General features: G+C 45.3%; 12 protein-coding genes. 5 read left to right on the top strand and 7 right to left on the bottom strand.

Annotation, left to right across the window (positions count from 1 at the left end; all coding sequences use genetic code 11):
- Positions 1 to 23 precede the first annotated feature (23 nt).
- Together H6G03_RS22210 and H6G03_RS22215 are read right to left on the bottom strand one after the other, a co-directional pair.
- Positions 24 to 692, bottom strand: coding sequence for a Uma2 family endonuclease (locus H6G03_RS22210; protein ID WP_190468597.1), 669 nt, complete (start codon positions 690 to 692; stop codon positions 24 to 26).
- 194 nt (positions 693 to 886) lie between these two features.
- On the bottom strand, positions 887 to 8,317 hold the full coding sequence (locus tag H6G03_RS22215; protein ID WP_190468600.1) for a S8 family serine peptidase: 7,431 nt from the start codon (positions 8,315 to 8,317) through the stop codon (positions 887 to 889).
- Positions 8,318 to 8,728: 411 nt separating this feature from the next.
- Here H6G03_RS22215 and H6G03_RS22220 point away from each other — a divergent pair, with 411 nt between their 5' ends.
- Entirely contained in the window at positions 8,729 to 9,490 is a 762-nt protein-coding gene (locus tag H6G03_RS22220; RefSeq protein ID WP_190468604.1) for an ester cyclase, read from the top strand.
- Between the two features lie 126 nt (positions 9,491 to 9,616).
- Here H6G03_RS22220 and H6G03_RS22225 read toward each other — a convergent pair whose 3' ends face one another.
- Positions 9,617 to 10,465, bottom strand: a complete 849-nt coding sequence (locus H6G03_RS22225) for a hypothetical protein (protein ID WP_190468608.1) — start codon at positions 10,463 to 10,465, stop codon at positions 9,617 to 9,619.
- Positions 10,466 to 10,575: 110 nt separating this feature from the next.
- Complete coding sequence (locus H6G03_RS22230) at positions 10,576 to 12,114, bottom strand: ankyrin repeat domain-containing protein (protein ID WP_190468610.1); 1,539 nt, start codon at positions 12,112 to 12,114, stop codon at positions 10,576 to 10,578.
- A 419-nt stretch (positions 12,115 to 12,533) separates the two neighbouring features.
- Here H6G03_RS22230 and H6G03_RS22235 point away from each other — a divergent pair, with 419 nt between their 5' ends.
- The gene (locus tag H6G03_RS22235) at positions 12,534 to 13,004 is read left to right on the top strand and encodes a DUF4079 domain-containing protein (RefSeq protein ID WP_190468613.1); all 471 of its coding nucleotides are present in this window, start codon (positions 12,534 to 12,536) and stop codon (positions 13,002 to 13,004) included.
- A gap of 82 nt (positions 13,005 to 13,086) precedes the next feature.
- Here the strand turns inward: H6G03_RS22235 and H6G03_RS22240 are convergent, their stop codons facing one another.
- Positions 13,087 to 13,794 (bottom strand): DUF1997 domain-containing protein, encoded by a 708-nt coding sequence (locus H6G03_RS22240; RefSeq protein WP_190468616.1) that lies wholly within the window; start codon positions 13,792 to 13,794, stop codon positions 13,087 to 13,089.
- Between the two features lie 185 nt (positions 13,795 to 13,979).
- Here H6G03_RS22240 and H6G03_RS22245 point away from each other — a divergent pair, with 185 nt between their 5' ends.
- Both H6G03_RS22245 and H6G03_RS22250 read left to right on the top strand, forming a co-directional pair.
- Positions 13,980 to 14,639, top strand: coding sequence for an SDR family oxidoreductase (locus tag H6G03_RS22245; protein WP_190468619.1), 660 nt, complete (start codon positions 13,980 to 13,982; stop codon positions 14,637 to 14,639).
- A gap of 207 nt (positions 14,640 to 14,846) precedes the next feature.
- Entirely contained in the window at positions 14,847 to 15,431 is a 585-nt protein-coding gene (locus tag H6G03_RS22250; RefSeq protein ID WP_242056916.1) for a glycoside hydrolase family 24 protein, read from the top strand.
- A gap of 532 nt (positions 15,432 to 15,963) precedes the next feature.
- On the opposite strand, the gene H6G03_RS22255 is transcribed toward H6G03_RS22250, so the two are convergent.
- On the bottom strand, positions 15,964 to 16,371 hold the full coding sequence (locus tag H6G03_RS22255) for a metal-sensing transcriptional repressor (RefSeq protein ID WP_190468622.1): 408 nt from the start codon (positions 16,369 to 16,371) through the stop codon (positions 15,964 to 15,966).
- A 177-nt stretch (positions 16,372 to 16,548) separates the two neighbouring features.
- Between H6G03_RS22255 and H6G03_RS22260 the strand changes: the two genes are divergently transcribed.
- Positions 16,549 to 17,754: an HhoA/HhoB/HtrA family serine endopeptidase gene (locus tag H6G03_RS22260; protein WP_190468625.1), complete on the top strand. Its 1,206-nt coding sequence runs from the start codon at positions 16,549 to 16,551 to the stop codon at positions 17,752 to 17,754.
- A 152-nt stretch (positions 17,755 to 17,906) separates the two neighbouring features.
- Here H6G03_RS22260 and H6G03_RS22265 read toward each other — a convergent pair whose 3' ends face one another.
- Positions 17,907 to 21,947 carry a DNA-directed RNA polymerase subunit beta' gene (locus H6G03_RS22265; RefSeq protein WP_190468627.1) on the bottom strand — a complete coding sequence of 1,347 codons (4,041 nt, stop codon included), beginning with the start codon at positions 21,945 to 21,947 and terminating at the stop codon, positions 17,907 to 17,909.
- Between the last annotated feature and the right edge of the window lie 25 nt (positions 21,948 to 21,972).

The following is a 21,972-nucleotide window of genomic DNA, read 5'->3' on the forward strand; positions in this document are numbered from 1 at the left end:
ATAATTCAAATTACGTACAATTTTTAAGCATCAGGATCGATTCCCAATTCTCTCAGTCGCGCCGCTAGCATTTCCGCTCGCGCTTCCGCTTGTTCAGCACGTTGGCGTTCTTGCTCTCTCAGTTGAGCCAATTCTACAGAAGTCATAAATCGATCGCCATTAGGTGCAAAAATCTGGAGTTCTTCTGCGATTTCAAACCTGATCCCCAGTCTGGGACTCACCCACCCTTCGATCGGATCGATTACTTCCAATCCTAAATCCGATCGCAACCATCCCGTCAAGTCTACCGTGTCTGGATTGTAAATATAATATTCTTCCACACCATAACGGTTATAAAACTGAAGTTTTTTTGCCATTTCTTTAAGTGTGTTTCCCGGCGAAAGAATCTCAAACACAACTTGGGGAGGGATGTTATCTTCGTTCCACTGTTGGTAGGAACCGCGCTCGCCTTTTGGTCTACCAACGACTACCATTGCATCAGGTGCTTGACGAGTTTTGTTATCTTTTTCGACGGGATACCAAAGTAAGTCGCCAGCGACAAATACGTTGGGATCGTTGGCAAAAAGGATTTCTAAATTTTCTTTAAAAAAAACAATCCATTTAAATTGTTTCGTGTTGTCTGATATGGGATTACCGTCGTTTTCGGGGTAGACGATCTCGGTTTCGGTGGGAGTTGCGAGTTGCTGGATCATAAGCCGACTTTTTAAGTGCGATCGTATTTATTAATTGTATCGCGTAACTAAAAGAAGAGATGGTTTTGAACACTTGAAGAAACCCGGTTTTTCAGAAAAACCGGGTTTCTTGCCCTAAACAAAATCCTGTAAATTTTCAGTCCATTAAAATGGACTTTCGCTGTTAGCCAGGGGTTTGAACCCCTGGCTAACAACTAAATATCTACATATTGTTTTTGACCCACAATTGCTGCCGAAATCCACTGGTTTGTGCCTTTTATGCGATACCATTCATTACTTTTTGTTCCTAACTCTGCCGTATAATCTACCCATTCTCCTATCGTCCATTTGTCAAAAGTTACGGTTTTGGATGTTCCATCATACGGAATCGTACCAACTAGAGAATAACTGGTGCCAGGGCCGGAGCGAATATTCGTCGTCGTAGTTGCTAGTAATCTTCCATTAAATGGAATAATTTCCCAAGACAAATCTAAGGCCGCATCCCCACGTTCTTCATAGTAATTGAAGTACATATCATACAAACCATCTTGAGATACTTCAAAATCAACTGTTGTACCTCCATAAGCTTGCTGCCATTGATCTTTAGGTGTGATATAAACCAATTGATTAGTATTTGCATTCTTGGCAAGTAACTGGAATCCGTCATCAGCAGTTACTTTTGCTCGATATTTCACGCCTGCTTCTAAATTGGTTTGAGTGTAGCTTTGAATCGCATAGTTGTTATCAGGCAAACGTACATCGTTATTTAGAGATTCGTAGTCAACGTCACTAAATTTGATTCCTTTTTTGCCATCGCTGCGAGTATTAGATCCTTGATCGACTACACCAATTATATTGTTTTGGCTGTTATAGAAATCTTCAGGAGGTACATTTCCTAACTTTCTATCCCACCAAAAGACTGTCGATTCCCAGCGTTGGGATTCATTAACTGAATCTTGGAATACTTTAGCTTCTTCTACTTTGATATCAACTACTGCACCGATAGCTCTTTCGTAGTATTGGACATAGAAATCATATTCTCCAGATTCGGGAACTTTGAAAAAGATTGTTCTGGGAGGCATAGCAGTGCTACGATCGCGCCAGTCTGCTCCATCACCACCTAATACTACGCTATCGCCAGTCCATTGCCCAGTTTGAACATTTTTAAGTCTGAACCAAGTTCCATCATCAGAATCAGTGGTAATCTTGTAAAGTTTACCAGCTTCAAAATTAGCACGAGTCCAAGCTTCCATTGCAAAGTTATCAGTTTGGACACTGTTTGTAGGACTTCCATCCCCCCAATTTTGATATAGACGTAAGCTTCCATCACTACTTCCTTGATGTTGGTCGCCCAAATCTAGGATAGCTGCTGGATTGCTGAAATCGTAGGTGGTGCGATCGGCTATATTTGCAGAAGTGCGATTGATAAATTTGGCAGTCCAGTTATTTGTAGGTATTTGAGCCGGAATTTCTACAATACCTTGGCGAATCCAATTTTGGTCATTCGGCATATCATTCCACAGTCTAGTTGCAAGAAATTCACTAAAATCTTCACCTTCAGGTGTATGGAGAGTGTTATCTGGTTGCAGAGGACGCCAATTGATATAGTTAACTGGTTCTCCACTCACCCACTTATAATTGCCTTCCTTTGCATTGTAAATGGGGCTATCTGTTAAACCCATCCATTTAGAACTTCCGCCAAAGGTGTTAAATAACCAATTATTCTCCGCTGCATCATTAATTGTAACTAGGTTGCCACCTGCTGCTTTTGCCTGTTCTTGTGCGCCTAACCAAGTATCGGCTGTACTTAGGAAATATTTATTCCCAGTAGCAGAATTAGTATAGATGATAGGGTTGATAGGTGAAGTATTGCTATTAGCGATCGTCGCTGTTGCTGTTTCAGATGGAGCAACATTGTAAGCAGCATTCCCCAAAAGTTTCACCGCAATAGTTTCATCACCCTCTACCTGGTTGTCAGCAATTGGAATAATCGGAATTGATGCAACTGATGCACCAGCAGAAATAGTAATATTACCCGTCAAATTCCTGTAGTCTGTGCCATTAATTGCATTACCGAAAACTGAATAATTTACTGTTAGCGGATCTGTTGTATTGCCGATGCGAGTAACAATGAGTTGCCCTGCATTACCATCTTCTCCAGCTTTAGCATCGGTAGCTCGAATTGTAACTATAGGTTTAGTGAGAGTCGCGGGGTCAATTTCGATAATACCTTGAGTAACGAAATAGTCATGTTTTAGATCGTTCCATGTTCCACCAACTCCTTGATTGATATGAACAAAGTCTTCTCCTTCAGGAGTAAACTGAAAGTTATCAGGATTGGCTCCATCCCAGTTAGTATAAGTTACAGGTTCTCCACTTACCCATTTGAAACTACCTTCAGTTGTTCCATATATAGAACTATCTGTCAATCCAATCCAAAAAGGTTTTTTACCAAAGGTATTAACTAACCAATTATTTTCAGCAGCATTATTAACTGTAACCAGGTTTCCCCCTAATGTCTTCGCCTGTTCTTGAGCGCCTAACCAAGTATCAGGCTGACTCAAAATATATAAATGACCATTGGCAGGATTGGTATAAACAAATGGGTCATATTGAGAAGTGTCAGTCCTGTTTTCAATAGTTACCGTTCCGATCTTATCAGTACCTAAATTATAGGCAGCATTATCAATTAAACTGACCTCTACTGTCTCATTTCCTTCCACCTCAGCATCAGCAAGCGGAATAATTGGAATTGTCGCCATTGTTGCACCAACCGGAATTGTTATGCTACCGCTAAGAGTTTTGTAATCTATGCCATTAATAGCATTTCCTGCAATAGAATAATTCACAGTTAATGGTTTATCTGTATTACCTGTACGGGTGACAACAAATTGTCCGGCATTGCCATCTTCTATGGCATTGGAATCTTTAGCAGAAATTGTGACAGTGGGTTGAGTTCCGTAAATATTCAATTTCCAGGAATTCCAATACCCCTGAATCTCGTTGTCTTCCAAATCGTAAACCTGTAACTTCCATTCTCCCTTAGACGACTCACCCCAGTGACGCGCAGAAGTAAAGTTCCACGTAAACACATTTGTTTTTGCATCAATATTATATGAATCCGGGTCATTGGCGAGTTTGTGCGGTTCTGCCAAAATCGACTCTGTACCGTCTGGAGAAGTTAGCACCACTCGCAAATCGCCCCAGTATTGCCACTTTGCAGAGCCGCTGGTAAGAGGTTTAGTATTGAATTGTACCTCGACTTTTTCAACAGTGATATCGCTATCAATATTAATCTTTGAAAACAATCCTTGATTGTTGTCATCAAGAATAGTATCGAGTACATTTTTGACAATACTGGAACTAATTCTGACCTCTTGGTCAACAGGCTTCCAGTTAGTAGCAGCACTCACCGCCGCCGCCGCATCAATAGCGCCAAAACCATAATTGTGGTTAACCCAACGTCCTGCACCATTTTGTTTCCAATCTTCATTATTCGGGTCATTTTTCTTAGCAGTATTCACCAGAATATGCTGCACATCGCGCCAACTTAGATTAGGATTAGCCTCCAACATCAAAGCAACTACACCCGATACTAAAGGCGCTGCGGAAGAAGTACCGCTAAAACGACTGGTGTAATCAGAGGGATCGAAACCTTGGTTTCCCAACATATCGGTTGTGGTAACACCAGCAGGCTGATTATCAGATTTATTGACGGAACTGGAATAAGCCGAAACTAACAGCGGCGCTCCTTCTTCGCTGTACCAAGTATACTCGCCATTGTGATCGATCGCGGCTACTGGTATAACATACCTAGAATTGGCAAACCCATTGTAATTCACATTACCGCCATCCCACCTATTATTGCCACCCGCAAACACATAAATATTACCCAATTTGTTTTGTCTTCCCTCGGTAACTCCTGTCTTTATCGCTGCCAAACTCTGCGGTGAAGCACTTAGCGCCTCTTCTTCTTTCCAACTGTTATTGTAAATATCGATATTCTGATTCTTGTAAGACAGAGCATCGGCTATTTGTTTATCTGTCACCTCATCAGCAATTAGCCGCAATCCCGCTAAACCTGCATCGGGAGATACACCAGTCACACCCATGCGATTGTTACCACTAGCTGCTGCTATCCCGGCCACAGATGTACCGTGCGGATTGTAAGTATCTAACTGCATCCCCCAATTATTAAATTGACCGCCAATTCCGTTAAACTTATTGTCTGCAATTCTTAAATTCCAGTTACCACCTGCATACAGCCTATCAAAATTGGCAAGTTTATCCTTGGGATAAAAACTGCCACTAAAAGGTGCATCTGCCGTGACATCTTGGATGGATTTATTTGCCTCGTCATCTAATATCGTATTCAAGAAATTAGCACCATTACCGCCCACATTCCTGAAAAGCTCGATCGGGGGTATATCCCCATCCTCTCCCCCTCCAGGAAGTCTCTTATTGCGAGTGCCTCCCGTCGTGACAAGAGGATCGAATACAGGATTGTCTGGACTACGCAGCCAAGCATCTAACTCGCTGACCTGCGGATGTGCGATATTAAAACCAACATTTAAATCCGTTAAAACCCCAGTTAAAGGAGCATCGAAAAAGTAGTCGCTGTCACCGCGACCATCCTTAATTCGCTGCTTAAATTGCTTGATAATAGTAGTCTTGTAGGTAGGTGCGGCATCGAAATCGTAATTGAAATTCGGTTGTTCTCTATAGGAATAGATACCATTTGGGCCTACCGTTTCGTTAAAATCTCGGCTCAAATCCGATCGATAATTAGCTTGCAATTCTGGGTGGGTATATTGCACACCATCATCCACTATACCGATAACAACCCCTCTTCCCCGTACTGTTTGGGAGGGGTTTCCCGGAACGGGAATATCCCAGGCGGGTGTGACATTCGCATCAGCACCAACAGTACCTCCAGTTTGACCGATATTTCGCAAGTGCCACTGATCGGGGAACAATACATCATTGGGTATAAATTGCGGTGTTAATTGAGTAGGAACAAGCGGATAGAAAAATTCCACTCCCTCCTGTGAATGCGAGTTCAAAAGATTAACAGCAACATCCGGGGTAATATTCTCAGGAAATTCCCAGATGTAAGTGTTCGGGATATATTCCGTCGCACCTTTATCGACAATTCCCCATTGTTCGGCTAAATTCGGCAAGTATTTATCTGGAGTTACCCAAACTACCCATTGTCGCGTTTTGGCTAATGCTTCCGGATCGTAATTTTCCAAGTTAGCCGCATTTGCTATTGCTAATCTTTGTTCATCCGATAATTCGCTTTCACCCGGCTCTGTAATAATGGAAAAGTTTTGGCTATTTGGGGTACTGTAATTTCCGGCTTTGTCTTGCGCGATCGCCCACAATTGATAGCGACCTGGAGCTAAGTTTTTCGATTGTAAATCTACACTGAAATCAAACCTAGCTCTGTCTGGGCGATCGTATGTAAAATTTGGATTTTCTCCATGTCTAACATCACCAACGCCAAAACCTTTACCATCCAGCGTTCCCAACCAAAAATATACGTTATCTATATCGTTAGCGCCATCCGGATCGGAAACTTTTCCCCAACTGAAACTGATTTTTTCAGTATTTGTATAGAGAGGTAAAATACTGAATTCTAAAGATTCCGGCGCTCTGTTAATCGGCACTGGAGGTAATACATCTGGTGGTGTAATAATGCTAAAAGATTTCGAGACGATATTACTGGAATTAACTCCATCGCTTGCACTTGCTTCCAAATAATAGTTTCCTGCCGTTAATCCATTCCAACTATAGTTAAATATTCCCCAGTTATTATCCTCACCTTGCTGGAAGTTTGTCACATAATAATCCGTGGGTTGGCCGTCATCCTTTCTAACGGTAATATGTACATTTCTGATATCTGCCCAACCATTAGCATCATAAACTTTACCATCTGTCAAGTTTATAGTGTCGCCATAGTTATAAGCAGCCTGTAAGTTAAATTGCAGAGAATCAGGTGGTGTGTTAATTACAGGTTGTGGCACATCTGGCTCTGGTGTTTTCTGGACAGAAAAACTTTGAATAACCTCATTGCTAACAGCATTTGTTTTATCGTAAGCAACTGCTTTCAACTGATAATTACCAACCTCTTTAGGCAAATCGTAATTAAATCCACCCCAGTTTTGTTGCAAATCACTAAAATTAGCGATCGGATTACTTGGTAACCATTCACCATTATCTTTTTTTAGCCAAAACTGTACTTTACTTAAGTCGCCAAAACCATCAGCTTCATATACTTTAGCATCCGTAATGCTAATCTGTTCGCCAGCGTTATAGAGATTCCTGTCAATCCTGAATTGCAGTTGTTCGGGTGGTGAATTTACCCGAATATTTTTAATAAATTCGTCGCTTTGATGACTTTCTTGTGGGTGATTGTAGCCATATTTGTCGTAGGCGATCGCCTTGATTTGATAATTCCCAGGTGTGGTAGGTTTCCAAGAATACTTGAATGTCGCCCAGTTCTCATTCACCGTGAATTGACTGATAATATCATGTTTGATTTCATTACCATCTTTTAACCAGAACAACTCTACTTTATCCAAGTCTCCATTTTCATCAAAAACCTTAGCATCAATCAAATTAATACTCTCACCGGATTGATAAACCGCATTCGTATTAAACTGCAAAAACTGCGGTGGAGTATTGATATAATCCTTTAAATTTTCTCCAACTTCTGTATCGCGCCAATCCTTATCGGGAGCAATTACATCATCCAGTTTAACAGTAACTCCCTTAGCACCAGTTACCCGAAAAACCACATCATTATAATCTTTATCCGAGCCAGTATCAATCCGCTTATCCTCCATCACAAATATTTTGCTATCACCAGTCACATCCGCAATTTGACCGACTTGGAAAGCATCCAGAGGATTCGCAGTAGCGAGGGAAAATAAAGGAAGTTTTGCACCGCCAATCTTGGGATTATCAAACACTTCCTGCACAGTACCGTTGGGGACAAGCATAAAGCCAAATTTATCCCCAGGCTTCATATAAAAAGTTTTGATATTTTTATATTCTCCCGCGTTATAGTTATCTCCCCAAGGAAAAGTCGGACTAAATTTTGCTCCTTCTGTGCGATCGGCAATGGCTACATAGCCTTCAGTTGAATTGCTTAAAGACCGCCGCGAAGCTTCTTTAATAAATGCTTCTTTTCCCGGCTCGAATAACTCCATTCCAGTTAAACTGAAAATAGCTAATTCACCTTGATACCAGCCCCCATCAATTAAGTAATCTACTTCTACTTTTCCTGCTTCCCCGACAGTAAAATAACCCGATTCCACGTCCAAGCCAGTCAGGGGGTCGATATTCAGGGTGTAGTTAGTATCGCCACTCACTTGGGACAATTGTAGAGAATAGTCACCAGCCACCAAATTATATAGATTAATACCTTCTGGATTCGTGGCGTTAACCGAACCGCTGTACAAAATTTTACCTAAACTGTTCTTAAGTTGCCAGTCAACTGAGTCGCTCATTCCGGTGAGGGATAGCTTTAAGCTGCTGGGGTCAGTAAGTTTGAAGCTGTAGGTATCATCGGGGTACGCTATGCTAAGAGCGTCTGTACCTGTGTACTGGTTGTCGATCGAACCGATATCGAAAGTGGACATTTGCTGGCTCCTATAGCTTGAAGGGCGATCGCACAAAGCGATCGACCGATTCTTTTTCACTCAGCTGAAAAGGGCCACCAAAAGGAGTCTCATCAGCTGGTGTAGCTGCTGTCAGACATCCACACACCGATACTATTGGGGCATCATCAGCATATTTATGCGTTATATAGCTTGTATAAAAAACAAATACAGCCGTGAATATGCTTAGTTACGATCGGCCTTTAAATAATCTTTAAATATTGACCGTTAATATAAAGTTTTAATGAACTTATCAGTCCGTATTCGTCGAAGGCCCGATCTTCATCAATCGCCGTTTGTCCGCGATCGAGTACAGTTGAACTGGGGATTATTCCACAGGTAAAGTAGTCCTGTCACGATCGAATATCTTTCTTAAAATATGGAGATGTACAGATGGTATTAAGCGATGTGACGGGTCAACCAATTTCTGCAACCGATACATCAACAGAAATGATTTACGAATTGCGAACATACACGGTTTTACCTGGCAAGATGGCAGCTTTGCTAAAACGATTCCGCGAACACGCAATCCGACTGCTGGAAAAGCACGGTATGACGAATGTCCTCTACCTGACGCCGGAAGGTGAAGAAAAGGACACAAAATTAATCTACCTGCTGATGCACGAAAGCAAGCAAGCGGCTGAGAAAAATTGGGCTGCGTTCAAGAACGATGCTGAATGGCAATCAATTTTTGCTGAGACGGAAGCAAACGGCGCTCTTGTCGAGAAAATCGAAAGCCTTTACCTAACTCCCACGGAATTCTCCAACTTACCTGGACTTGTGCAGCGTCGCAATAAAGCTATTTCTGTAAAGTTCCTTGATGAGTTTTTCAACAAAAAAAACTTTGCCGTAGCCGAACAGTTCTTAACGGAGGACTACAAGCAGCACAATCCAGGTGTAGTTACCGGTCGTCAAGGGCTGATAGAATTCGCCACAGAGTTCTTAAAGGCAAATCCCGAACTGACGATGGAAGTTAAGCGTGTCATGGCGGAGGGAGACTACGTATTCCTACACGTACATCTCAAGTTCAATCCCGCAGACCGTGGTGCAGCTGTAGCAGATATTTACCGCATAGAAAATGGCAAAATTGCCGAACATTGGGATGTCATGCAGCCAATTCCCGAAACTGCTGCCAACGACAATACGATGTTTTAAAGGGCGTTGGGACTGCCGGCTGCTGTTAAAAAGTTGCACTAATTTCCGATCTCTTATGCTCTTTTTCCCAGTTTAGGCTCTCCAAAACCAGGGTTTTCCACTACAAGTAAGGAAGAGTCAAAATATTTACGATCGACTGCCTAATGAGTATTCCCTAAAGTTCTCTCTTTGATTGCCATCTATTCTGAGTACCCCAAGAGGTTTACCTTGTTGGTTTCTGACAACGTAGTACCATTTAAAGTCTGTGCGATTATTGAGCGTATTTAGCAATTTAGAATCGCCTTTTAAGGCTTGTGCGATCGCTTTTTCAAAGTCTTTGGAAACAATTAAACGTGCGAAACCATTTTTATTATCATAATTTCCCCAAGATGTATAGCTCCAGATGACCGAATTATCATTTGGATCGGGCACATAAAGTGTGAGGCGCTCAACAAAGGATAATTTATTAACATTTTGAACTAAGTCGTCAAGGGTTATCGGTACTTTATTTCTGGGAGGATTTTTCAAGGGTGCAATCTGCTGCACAAATTTACTGTTGAGGCTTTGAATTTGTTCGGATGCAATACGTTTAAATACTTTATTGCGATGAACTTGAATTTGATAATTAATTAAGGAAAGAAAGCCGATTAGAGCAGAAAGAACAGCTACCAGACCCGCCATATATGCCGCGTAGGTGCGCCGACGGGCTTCTGGTGCGATCGCACCAGAAGCATCTCTTTCTTGGCTAGGTCGAAGCGATGCCACTGCTTTGACTATTTCTTGAATGCCCAACACGAAAGTAATGGCGACACCAAACGCACTGAGAGCAACGCTGGCACCGAAGATTCCGTATAAAACAGCTTCAACTTGTGGGCTGAAAATATCCCATCTCAGTGCTGCATTGAAAATTCCCAGCACAACCAGCGTTGCGCCAATTATCAAGAGCGAAACCGTGATCCAAACGGTCAGCGATAATAACTTAACTCGCGATCGCATACTACTTTTTCCGATCGGATAATCTATGAGGCTGAAGAAGAGCAAACCGCAAAAAGAATTATTGATAATCTTCTCGCAGAAAGAAAGTAAATATTTTTCATCTTCAATAACTACTCCTGTACGCCAACTTCTTTGAGCAATTTCACAATACTGCGGTGGCCATTTAATTCAGCGATCGTTAAAGCCGTGTAACCACCCTTATTTTTGATGCTCGCATCCGCACCGGAGTCCAGCAAAAGTTTTACAGCTTCCACATAACCCCGCGATGCCGCCCAGATTGTCGCAGTAGCACCAAGACGATCTTGAACGTTGACATCAGCACCCGCTGAAATTAAAAGCCGCATCAGGGAGAGATCGTTTTGCTCAGATGCCTTTATCAAAGCAGTTTTTCCATCATCATCTGGAACGTTGGGATCGCCACCGCTATTGAGAAGTTCTCTCACTGTAGCAGTGTTTCTACGACCTACCGCCATAGTTAAAGGCGTCTCGCCGAGGTTTTTGGCGTTGGGATTGGCTCCCTTTTCTAGCAGAGATATTACAATATCGCTGTAATTTTGTAAAGCTGCTAAGTGTAGAGCTGTGTCGCCAAGTTCGTTTCTCACGCCAACGTCAGCTCCTCGATCGAGCAGAAGTTGCACTACTTCAGCATAACCTTCTACTACAGCCAGGTGTAAAGCAGTTTCGCCATCCGTATCTTTAGCGTTAACATCAGCACCTTTGTCCAGCAAAGTAGTGACAATAGCAGTATAACCGCCTGCTGCGGCTGCCATTAGAGCTGTCCATCCATCTAAATTTTTGGCATTTACATCTGCACCGGCGTTGAGCAATGCTTGTACGATCGCAGTGTGTCCCTGATCGGCTGCCAGCGTTAAAGCGGTCTCGCCCTCTTTGTCTTTAGCATTAAGGTCAATAATAGTTTGCTTGTGCGGCGGCAATATTTTTAAGTTATCCCACAAGCCGGAAGTAGATGCAGCCAACAACTGCTCGACGATCGATTTATAACCGGACTCGGCTGCTAACATCAGCGCGGTTCTGCCCTCTTGGGTTTTGGCATTTGCATCTGCCCCGCCAGCTAACAACACCTTGACCGCTTCAGGGTAATTTAGACCTGCCGCTAGAGTCAGAGCTGTTTCTCCGCCACTGGTTACATTTACCTCCGCACCAGCCGACAGCAATGCTTGCACGACCTCTGTGTGACCGTGTTCGGCGGCTATGGTTAAAGCAGTATCTTCATCTTTATCTTTAATGTTGACTTGGGCACCCGCATCGAGCAATATCCGTACCACCTGGGCATGACCTTTCAAGGCCGCTACCATTAAGGCGGTGCTACCGTCGATATTTTTGGCATCTACGTCTGCGCCGCTTGCCAGCAAAGTTGGAATGACATCAACTTGGTTACTGGCAGCTGCCAACATTAAAGCTGTTAGCTTGTACAATCTTCTAGGCAGGTTAATGTTTGCACCTGCTTCTAACAGCAGTCGCACAACATCTGTGTAGCCATTGCGGGCGGCAAACATCAAAGCAGTGGTACCGTCTTTGTCTGTGGCGTTGATATTGGCACCTTCAGCCAGTAGTACTTGTACTCGATCGATTTCGCCGTTTTGAGCTGCCCGTCTTAATAAGACATCTTTATCTAATGTGGAAGTCATGCCTGCGCCTCGTCACATCCCCAGCAATGTCAACTTAGCGTTAAATTAGGCTCTTGAGAAGACGGTGTTGCTGGTTGCATTCAGTTTATGCAGAATAATCATACAAATGTAGGACAAATTTAGGGCAAATCTAGGGATTCTTACCAAAGTTTGCACAGGATAAGGGCTGTGAAGAAGCCGACGATCCGTTCTTTTAACTGTCAAGCTTGCAGTTGCTGGGATCGCCTGCTAGAGCTATTAGCGGTAGTGATGAAAGCGCCTCCTTTGTTGGCAAATGCTGACAAACTAGCTCCAAGTCTTAGATTTATAGCAGATTTTTGCCGATTGGGTACCATACCTGGGAGGTAGCCGTAACTTTGCAAAGAGTCATTACGGAGTTTATGCTAACTTTTATAAAGTTCCTTAAGCAATCCGCCATTATGAGCTTGGAAATCCCCGCGTCCGTTAAAGTTTGGAGTCAGTTTATCCATCCCGTTGTCATGTGGGTACTTTTAGTCATATCCCTATATGCTATGTACCTGGGCATTCAAGTCCAACGCACGAGATTTGCAGAAGGGGAAACCAAGAAAGAGTTAATTAAGGGTAGGTATAACATCCGGCACTACCAAATCGGTTCTCTCCTTTTGGCATTGATGGTTGTTGCCACAGTTTTCGCTATGGGCGTTACCTACATTAACAATGGCAAGCTGTTTGTCAGCCCTCACCTACTGGTAGGATTGACCATGACAGCTTTAATTGCGACTTCTGCCGCTCTTTCTCCCTTGATGCAGAAAGGAAATGATTTCGCTCGCTACACCCACATTTTCTTGAATGTTGTTCTTGTGGGACTTTTTGGCTGGCAAGCCGTAACAGGTATGGAGATTGTACAAAGGATTATTAGCAAAATGTAATCTTTTGCTAATGGGCGATCGGTAAATGTTAACAGGGAAGAATGAAAATTTCTTCCCTTTTCCCATTCCATAAACCATACTGCTAAGCTGCCCGCTTTCTCGTCTTTCCTGGCATGGGCAAATTCAAGCTTGTATGAAAGTCTTGCTGCACTTTGTAAGTCAAGCGCCGGTTGACTTGGCGGACAATTTGAGCTAATAGCCGATCGCCCGTACTTTGAATCAAAGACATCGGCAAGCGGTAAATAAACCGAGGAAACTGAACGGTAACTTTTAGGTCTAGTTGCCACTCTACCTTCGTTACTCTATGGTCGCCCACGACAGCTTCCAAATTTCGATCCAATTCACTTGCCGTAGTTTCTACTAACCATTGCGTAGCGTTAAAGTCTACATCATAACCGGGAGGCACATAATTTGGTACGGCGATCGTGCGGATGCGGTATATTCCTTCTTCTGCCGGTAGCAACTCCAAACCAATTTTGGGTTCGACCACATAACCAAACGAACCAAAACGCCCGATCGTCAAAGCATAGCCATTTTTACCTATCAGTTCGGCTTGCATAGGGTGGGCGCAACGGCGAAACCATCCTTGGTGAGCATCTAAATAGTTGGCAACGGTTTGAGCGTCGGCATACATTTCCATATAATCTTCAAAGAAGCCGTGAAAGCAAACTGGCTCGATCTCGTTGGCTGTTTGTCCTGTTGATTGGTCAATATCGGCAGAATCTGGCACGATTTCCAAAATTGCTTCGCTACCCTCTAAGGATTGATATTCACTGTACTGTGATTGCATAGACGCTCTCCGGTGCGATCGATCTTTATGCCTATGTTCAGGATGCCCAATAAAAGTCAAAATTTACACCTAAAGTTGGAATCTTAACGGAAAGATCAGTATTGCTGGTTTCAAATTCATACAATGTAAATAAAAGTTGAGTGTCTCGTTAAATAAGTCCACATTTACCTAAGATAGCTTGAGAAATGAAAACATTTGTAGCAGGGGCAACAGGTCAAACAGGTCGCCGGATTGTCAAAGAACTTGTCGATCGCAATATTCCCGTCCGGGCTTTAGTGCGAGACATCGATAAAGCCAGAGACATTTTACCCGCATCGGCTGAATTAGTCGTAGGCGATGTCCTCCAGCCAGAGACGCTCAATACCGCCATCGGGGATAGCACTGTTCTGCTGTGTGCCACAGGTGCAAGTCCCAGCTTCGATCCGACAGGGCCATACAAAGTGGATTGCGAAGGCACCAAAAATTTGGTGGATGCTGCCAAAGCTAAGGGAATCGAGCATTTTGTCTTAGTTACTTCTTTGTGTACCTCCCAACTATTCCATCCTCTCAACCTGTTCTGGTTAATTTTAGTGTGGAAGAAACAAGCCGAGGAATATCTCCAGAAAAGCGGCTTAACTTATACAATAGTGCGACCGGGCGGTCTGCTGAATGACGAAAATCCTGACTCGGTTGTGATGTCTGCCGCAGACACCCTATTTGATGGCCGTATCCCCCGCACTAAAGTAGCACAAGTGTGTGTTGAAGCACTATTTCAACCAGACGCTCGCGATAAAATTGTCGAAGTTGTTGCTAAGCCAGAAGCCGCCCCAAAAAACTGGCAGGAGCTATTTGCTAGTGTGGCTTAATCGAATGGCACGCAAAGGTAAGGAGTGTCAAATTTGATTCAGCGATCGCGTCAGCGTATGCCTAAAGGGTCATCGCCTCAGCCTATACCCAAAACCTTAGCACCGCAAAGGCGGAAGCGTTTGCCACAAGTAAGGTTGACGGATTTATTCTTGAGGCGTGCGCTCTTCGGCAGTATTGCTGCTGTTGGGTTGATCTTTTTGTTGCAAATGTGCCAAAGTTCTCCAGAGAAGCGATCGCAGCGTGATTCTTCTTCTGGCCTATACGGCACAGTACCCCTAGTGATGAAAGGAGGCGACCCGTACATTCGCGCCTTGATGCGAACAATTTCCGCCAGCGAGTCGAATGTACCGCACCCTTACTCGGTCATTTATGGCGGTCAGCAGGTTAGCGATCTCAGCCGCCATCCCAATCAATGTGTCACAATTGTTACAGGCCCCAATGTAGGAAATTGTAGCACTGCGGCAGGTCGATACCAAATGCTCAACCGTACTTGGTATAAATTAGTGCGGCAATATCATCCCAAGCCGGAACGGATGCTATTTTGGACTGGCTACAGTTTTGAACCGGAATATCAGGATGCGGTAGTTTATGCTTGGTTAAGCGATCGTCAAGTTTGGGGAGTTGATATTGCCAAACAGTTGCGAGGCGGCAAATTAGATCGAGTTTTGCGGTTACTTTCCGGCACTTGGACAAGTCTAGGATATGGAATAGAAACTAATTCGATGTCTAAACATTTGCCCAAAATTTATCAAATCATCCTGCAAGAAGAACTACAAGCAGCAGAAAATTGAACATCGCAGTGAGTAACAAAAATCCCCCCATCTTTGCGAGTTGGGGGGTTAAATTATCAGGGTGCATCTACCTATTCTCTTGTTTCTTTGATTGCTAAAACAATCAGGATAAATTTGTCAGGAATTTCAGACCGTGCCATAGATAAAAAAAAATCCCCACCTTTGTGAGGTGGGGGTTTGAATTATCAGGGTGCATTCATCTTCTCTTTTCTGGTAGTGGTAGTAAGCATCAGGATAAATTACCGATCTTTTTGGCAAAAGTAGCGATCGCATCCGCCAACAAAAAACCCCCAACCCTTGTGAGGCGGGGGTTTAAATTATCAGGGTGCATCTACCTATTCTCTTTTTTCTCTCTTGGCGTTAGCTTTCAGGATCGTTTGACAAAAATTTTAGGGTGTCGGTACGATCGCATCCGCCAACAAAAAACCCCCAACCCTTGTGAGGCGGGGGTTTAAAATTATCAGGGTGCATCTACCTATTCTCTTTTTTCTCTCTTGGCGTCAGCTTTCAGGATCGTTTCACAAAAATTTTGTTACGGCAAAAACCGATCCAAAGCAGCCTTTAACTCTTCAATTTCCACCTCAATATTCCCTTCTTTAGCAGCGCGGGCAATACACTCGGTTAAATGTTCGTCGAGAATCATTCTCGCTACCCGATCTAAAGCACCCCGGACTGCGGCAATCTGCACCAGCACATCAGGACAGGGTTTACTCTCCTGTACCATATTCTTAATGCCTCGCACATGTCCTTCAATACGAGACAAACGGTTAACTACCCGGCGCAGCGACTCTTCCGAGTGAACGTGAGAATGAGTGGAATGTCCTTCCTCATGAGAATGATGGGTATGGATATGACGCGCATCATCTTTGCTTGCTTCATCACATCGGGGAGAAAGTTTTTCTTTCTCCGTATATAAAATTTCGTCTTTAGATCCAATCATCCTTAAGTCGTGGAACAGCCGTAATCAAGATCCTAACTTACAAAACAGCAAATATAATTTATCGCTGCATTTTGGCAGCAACTGACAGCCCCTGAACTGTAAAAATAATTTTAGATATCATCCTTTCTACACAAACGGAAAAACTTCATTAGCACAGCGGAGCCAAAAAATCAAGCTATGCAGAGTGAAAAAATCTATCACCTTTTGGGTAAGATCGCTCGTTATGGACTTGCCACTTTTTTAGGGGCAGTTCTGATCTCGGGCGCGATCGCAGTCCTACCCTCTCAAGCAAGCCCCAAGGCAAGTATAAATTCAGCTCTTCCCCCAGAGCAAAGCATTGGGCTAAAGGTTCCTCAAACAAAGCAAAGTAACAGTTTTGTAACCGCAGCAGTGAATCGGGTAGGCCCAGCCGTGGTCAGAATCGATACAGAGCGCACGGTTAGCAGGCGCTTAGATCCGTTTTTTGACGATCCATTTTTCCGGCGTTTCTTTGGAGAAGATTTCACCGCACAGCCCAGACAAGAACTGCTGCGCGGCCAAGGTTCCGGGTTCATCATCGACAAAGGCGGCATCATTCTTACCAATGCCCACGTAGTTAACCAAGCCGATAAAGTGATGGTGAGGCTGAAGGATGGGCGCTCCTTAGAAGGACAAGTACGCGGTGTTGACGAAATAACCGACTTAGCTGTAGTCAAGATTGATGCTCGGGATAGAGATTTACCCGTAGCATCGCTAGGCGATTCATCACAGGTGCAGGTAGGAGATTGGGCGATCGCAGTCGGCAATCCTTTAGGGCTTGACAATACTGTCACTTTAGGAATTGTCAGCACTCTGCATCGCTCTTCCACAGAAGTTGGCGTTCCGGATAAACGATTGGATTTTATTCAAACTGACGCAGCAATCAATCCCGGTAATTCTGGTGGCCCGCTGTTAAACGAGTATGGAGAGGTAATTGGAATTAACACCGCCATTCGCGCCGATGCAATGGGCATTGGCTTTGCCATTCCGATTAACAAAGCAAAAGAAATTAGCGTTGTTCTCGCACGGGGTCAAAAAGTCCCTCACCCTTATATAGGAGTTCAAATGATTACGCTAACACCGGAGTTGGCGAAGCAAAATAATGACGATCCAAATACACCTTTCACCATCCCAGAGGTGAAAGGTGTACTTGTGATGAAAGTTTTGCCTAACACACCAGCTGCTAGAGGAGGTCTTCGCAAAGGAGATGCGATCGTGGAAATTGATGGCACTCCCGTTACCAGTGCGGAAACTTTGCAAAATATAGTTGAATCTTCCCGTGTAGGTCAGGTATTGAATCTCGTTGTCCGACGTGGCTCTGAAACCTTGCAGCTATCAGTGCGGACAGGCGAACTGCAATCTTAGCTAGGAGATAGGTAAGAGAGGGCGTCCGGGTTAGGGGGAGCCAAAAGTCAAAAGTCAAAACTAGGAATTCCTTGCTACTATCAGATCTCTCCTCGCTCTAGCTTTCCCTTTGTGCCTCTTCCTCTTGTTTTTGACTTTTGACTTTTTAAGCCCTAATCCATATCGTCTTCGTCGTCCTCGTCATCTTCATCTTCGTCTTCGTCATCTAAATCGCTACCGATAAGTTCATCATCTTCTTCAAGAATAGAGGAAGAAAAGTTAGAGCCGTATGAGCCGTAACCTGATGAGCCATTGGAGCGCAGATTTTGCGAAGTTGTTTCCCCGTTCAAGGGTGAAATCGAATCCAAAGCCGATTCTACGCGGTAAACGCGAGCGGTGCGATCGTCTAAAATAACTTCTCCCGGTTCGTCATCGAGGACACCGCTGCCGTCGTAAGACAAGTCCACATCTGCTACACTCATTTCTTCATAGGCATTGAATCCCGTACCTGCGGGAATCAAGCGACCGATGATGACATTTTCCTTGAGTCCGCGCAGCCAGTCAGATTTACCTTCGATCGCTGCTTCTGTAAGAACGCGAGTAGTTTCTTGGAAGCTGGCAGCGGAGATGAAGCTATCCGTGTTGAGGGAAGCTTTGGTAATCCCCAGCAACACGGGGGTGTACTGGGCGGGTGCGCCTCCGGTGATAGACATAGCTTCGTTGACTTGCTCGACTTGACGCAATTCCACTAATTCTCCGGGAAGCATGGTGGTATCGCCGCCATCGTCTATACGGACTTTGGAAGTCATTTGGCGGACGATCACTTCGATATGTTTGTCGGAGATGTCAATTCCTTGCGATTGGTATACAGATTGGACTTCGTTAACAAGGAACGTTTGGGTAGCTCGCAAACTCGTCAGCGCCGCTTCGTAAATGCCTGTTTGTTCGCGATTCAACTCGAAGAAGATTTCCAGAATTTCGTGGGGATTCGCTGGGCCATCGGTCAGCGGTTCGCCTGCTTTGACTTCTTGACCGTCAGAGACGATCAAGTTTTGTCCCGGCCCAATGGGATAGGAACCCACCACGCCATCATGTTCTATGACTTTGATTTCCGTAGGCTCGTCTTCGTTATACACCAGTTGGACAACACCCGGACGGCGAGAAAGTATGCAGGCTTCTTTAGGTTTGCGAGCTTCCAGAAGTTCTTCAATCCGAGGCAACCCCTGGATAATGTCACCTGTTTTGGTGCGCTCGAACACCAGTAGTACCAGGTTGTCGCCCCGCTGTACGAGGTCGCCATCATCGATATGCAGTACGGCTCCTGTGGATACGCGGTAGGGACGGGCGATTCGCAGGACGATGTGGGTATCGGTTACTTCTACTACTTGGCCGGATTCCGATGCGCGGATGCCGGGGGCGATCGGACTACCCGCTACGAGCAGGTCGCCTGTTTTGACGCTGGGTTTTTGGTTTTGTGTGTCTACTTGAACTAAGTCGGCATTGCGGACTACCAGCACCCGCCGAATTGCTTCCGCTCCTTCCCGGATACCCCGGACAAGACCTGCTTCTTTACATTGAATTTCTGTGCGAGCGACCACTGCACCGGGGGGGATTTGCTGACCGTCGGTGACGAGCAAGCGGGTGTTAGTGCTGCCTTGGGTGGCGTCGGCGGCGACATCGCGACGGATCACCAGAGATTCCAGAATTACCAGTTGCAGTCGCCATATTTCTGGGTTTTCTTTGTCGGGGACAAGTTCGATATCTGCGGCTAGTTGCGGTGCTTCTTTGCCTATTTCCAGGACTAATTGCGTGCGAAGCAGTTCTAAGCCTTCTACAGATTTGACTCGTTCGCCATCTTTATAAGGAAGCCGCTGGACGGCTCGCAGTTCTAGCTGAGTACCGCTGTCTTGGGTTTCGCTTTGGCTGCCGCGTTGGGCGGGGACAGAGGGTTGGTCGGGGATGGTGTATTCGACGATCGGGCGCAGCAATAGTGCTGGACCTTCTGGCGTTTCGATGTATTCGATGTAACGCAGATCGTTGACTTGCAGTCCCGGTACGACTTCTTGGCCGGGAGAAGCTAGGCTGCCGGTTTCGGGGATGATTTCTTCTGGGTCTTCGATCGTATGCAGGTCTCCTGGCTTGATCGCGATTTCCCGCAGGATGTCGTTTTTCTGGACGACTTCGACTACGCCGGAGACGCTGCAAAAGATGTCTTTGACGACTTCGGTACCGGCTTCGACGAATTGACCGTCTTCCACTAGCAGCAGGGAGATATCTTTGTTAACTTCGTGGGTTTCTTCGGGTATCCACAACAGGGTGCCGCCTTTGACGACTTCGTATCCTTGTTTGGCTTTGCCGCGTTTGGCTACATCTACGCCGGCGTATTTGATGATGCCGCCTGTTTGGGTGCGGTAGCGATCGTCGATCAGTTCTGCTACGACTTGGTTGTTTTGGACTTTGGTTCCCGGTGTGGCTTTGAGCGAGAATGATTGACCGCTGGTGGTTTCGATCAAGTAGTGGTCGCGCCCTTGGTAACTTTCAATCCGCACCAGGCTGGTATCCAGCAGTACGGACGCGGTGATGATTTCGATTTCTCTTCCACCAGATGAGGAAGTTTTGCTTTCTTGGGGCAATCGCACGACGCCGCCGTGTTCGGTGATTAATTTGGTTTCTGCCAGGACGCTACCGGGTTTGACTTCGCTTGCGTTTTTGACTACCGGTTCTGCCCCTGGGGGAAGGTTGTAAACTTCGCCGGAAAGTATCCAAACTAAGCCGCCGCGTTGGGCGATGCGGGTGGTGTTGCCTTGACGATCGGTCTTTTCTTCCGGTACCAAATCGGCAAACAGAACTTCGCCGGCTAAGTCGGAAGCTACATCTTTGACTGCTTTTTCTGTGGCGCGGCGCACGTTACGACCGGCTATGGGTACTTCGGCCAGAATTTGATTGCTGGGAATTGTGGTGGCATCCAGTACCAAGATAATGGAACCTTGGGTGACGGGAACGATCGTGCGTTCTAGGGTTTTGTCTTTTGGGGTGATGACCAGTTCGCCATTGGTTTCGGCGATTTGGGCTTCTTCGCCATGTCTGGTTCTAAAAGCCCTCGTTCGCAATCCTTTCTCGTAACGGACAACTCCTTCTTGTGTCGATCGCACTTGTCGGGCTACTTCCCCGGTGAATACGCCTCCGGTGTGGAAGGTTCTCATGGTCAGCTGAGTTCCCGGTTCGCCGATCGATTGGGCGGCGATAATCCCCACCGCTTCGCCCAAATCTACCATCGAGGCGTGGGCGAGACTCCAAGCGTAACAGTGCTGACAAACAGAACGAGCGGCTTCGCAGGTGAGGGGCGATCGCAATACGAGTTCTTCCACTCCTGCTTTGGCAATTTTCTCAGCCAGTTCGTTGCTGATGGGTTCGTTGCGACGGGCGATGATGATGCCGGTTTTGGGGTGGGTGACGTCTTGGGCGAGCATCCGACCCAGGAGTCTATCCTTCAGGGGGATGAGGATGCGATCGCCATCGGTCATCGATCGCATGGTGATGCCTCTGGTGGTGCCGCAGTCGATTTCCCGGATAATCACATCTTGGGCAACGTCTACGAGTCGTCTGGTCAGGTATCCGGAATCTGCCGTTCGCAGTGCCGTATCTACCAATCCCTTTCTCGCACCGTAGGAAGAAATGATGTATTCGGTGACTGTCAAACCTTCCCGGAAGTTAGTTTTGATGGGCAAGTCGATGATTTCCCCTTGGGGGTCGGCCATCAATCCGCGCATTCCCACCAGCTGGCGCACTTGGGAGATATTGCCCCTGGCTCCAGAGAAGGCCATCATATAGACGGAGTTGAGGGGGTTGTTTTTGCGGAAATTGCGGACAACCTCGTCTTTCAGGGCTTCGCTGGTGCTGTTCCAGGTGTCGATTACTTTTTGGAAGCGTTCTACTTCTGTGATTTCCCCACGGGTGTAGCGTTGTTCTGTGAGGCGAATTTCTTCTTCGGCTGCTTCCAGCAATTGCTGTTTGCTATCGGGTACTTGCAGGTCGTCTACAGAAATAGAAACTCCTGCTTTGGTGGCGTAACGAAATCCCAAATCTTTGAGTTTGTCAGCCATTTGCGCTGTTTTAGCGGTGCCGTAGTTGGTAAACGACCATTCAATCAGACGCTTCAACTGACCTTTATCGACAATGCGGTTACGGAAGACGGTTTTGTTTTGGTCTGCCATTTTTATTTAAGGGATTAGGGGTTAG

It is taken from the genome of Aerosakkonema funiforme FACHB-1375 (assembly GCF_014696265.1).
Taxonomy (GTDB): Bacteria; Cyanobacteriota; Cyanobacteriia; order Cyanobacteriales; family Aerosakkonemataceae; genus Aerosakkonema; species Aerosakkonema funiforme_A.

Bases quoted from the DNA above. Each gene is read 5' to 3' on its own strand.
- H6G03_RS22210 (WP_190468597.1), bottom strand. From the start codon at position 692: ATGATCCAGCAACTCGCAACTCCCACCGAAACCGAGATCGTCTACCCC.
- H6G03_RS22215 (WP_190468600.1), bottom strand. From the start codon at position 8,317: ATGTCCACTTTCGATATCGGTTCGATCGACAACCAGTACACAGGTACA.
- H6G03_RS22220 (WP_190468604.1), top strand. From the start codon at position 8,729: ATGGTATTAAGCGATGTGACGGGTCAACCAATTTCTGCAACCGATACA.
- H6G03_RS22225 (WP_190468608.1), bottom strand. From the start codon at position 10,465: ATGCGATCGCGAGTTAAGTTATTATCGCTGACCGTTTGGATCACGGTT.
- H6G03_RS22230 (WP_190468610.1), bottom strand. From the start codon at position 12,114: ATGACTTCCACATTAGATAAAGATGTCTTATTAAGACGGGCAGCTCAA.
- H6G03_RS22235 (WP_190468613.1), top strand. From the start codon at position 12,534: ATGAGCTTGGAAATCCCCGCGTCCGTTAAAGTTTGGAGTCAGTTTATC.
- H6G03_RS22240 (WP_190468616.1), bottom strand. From the start codon at position 13,794: ATGCAATCACAGTACAGTGAATATCAATCCTTAGAGGGTAGCGAAGCA.
- H6G03_RS22245 (WP_190468619.1), top strand. From the start codon at position 13,980: ATGAAAACATTTGTAGCAGGGGCAACAGGTCAAACAGGTCGCCGGATT.
- H6G03_RS22250 (WP_242056916.1), top strand. From the start codon at position 14,847: ATGTGCCAAAGTTCTCCAGAGAAGCGATCGCAGCGTGATTCTTCTTCT.
- H6G03_RS22255 (WP_190468622.1), bottom strand. From the start codon at position 16,371: ATGATTGGATCTAAAGACGAAATTTTATATACGGAGAAAGAAAAACTT.
- H6G03_RS22260 (WP_190468625.1), top strand. From the start codon at position 16,549: ATGCAGAGTGAAAAAATCTATCACCTTTTGGGTAAGATCGCTCGTTAT.
- H6G03_RS22265 (WP_190468627.1), bottom strand. From the start codon at position 21,947: ATGGCAGACCAAAACAAAACCGTCTTCCGTAACCGCATTGTCGATAAA.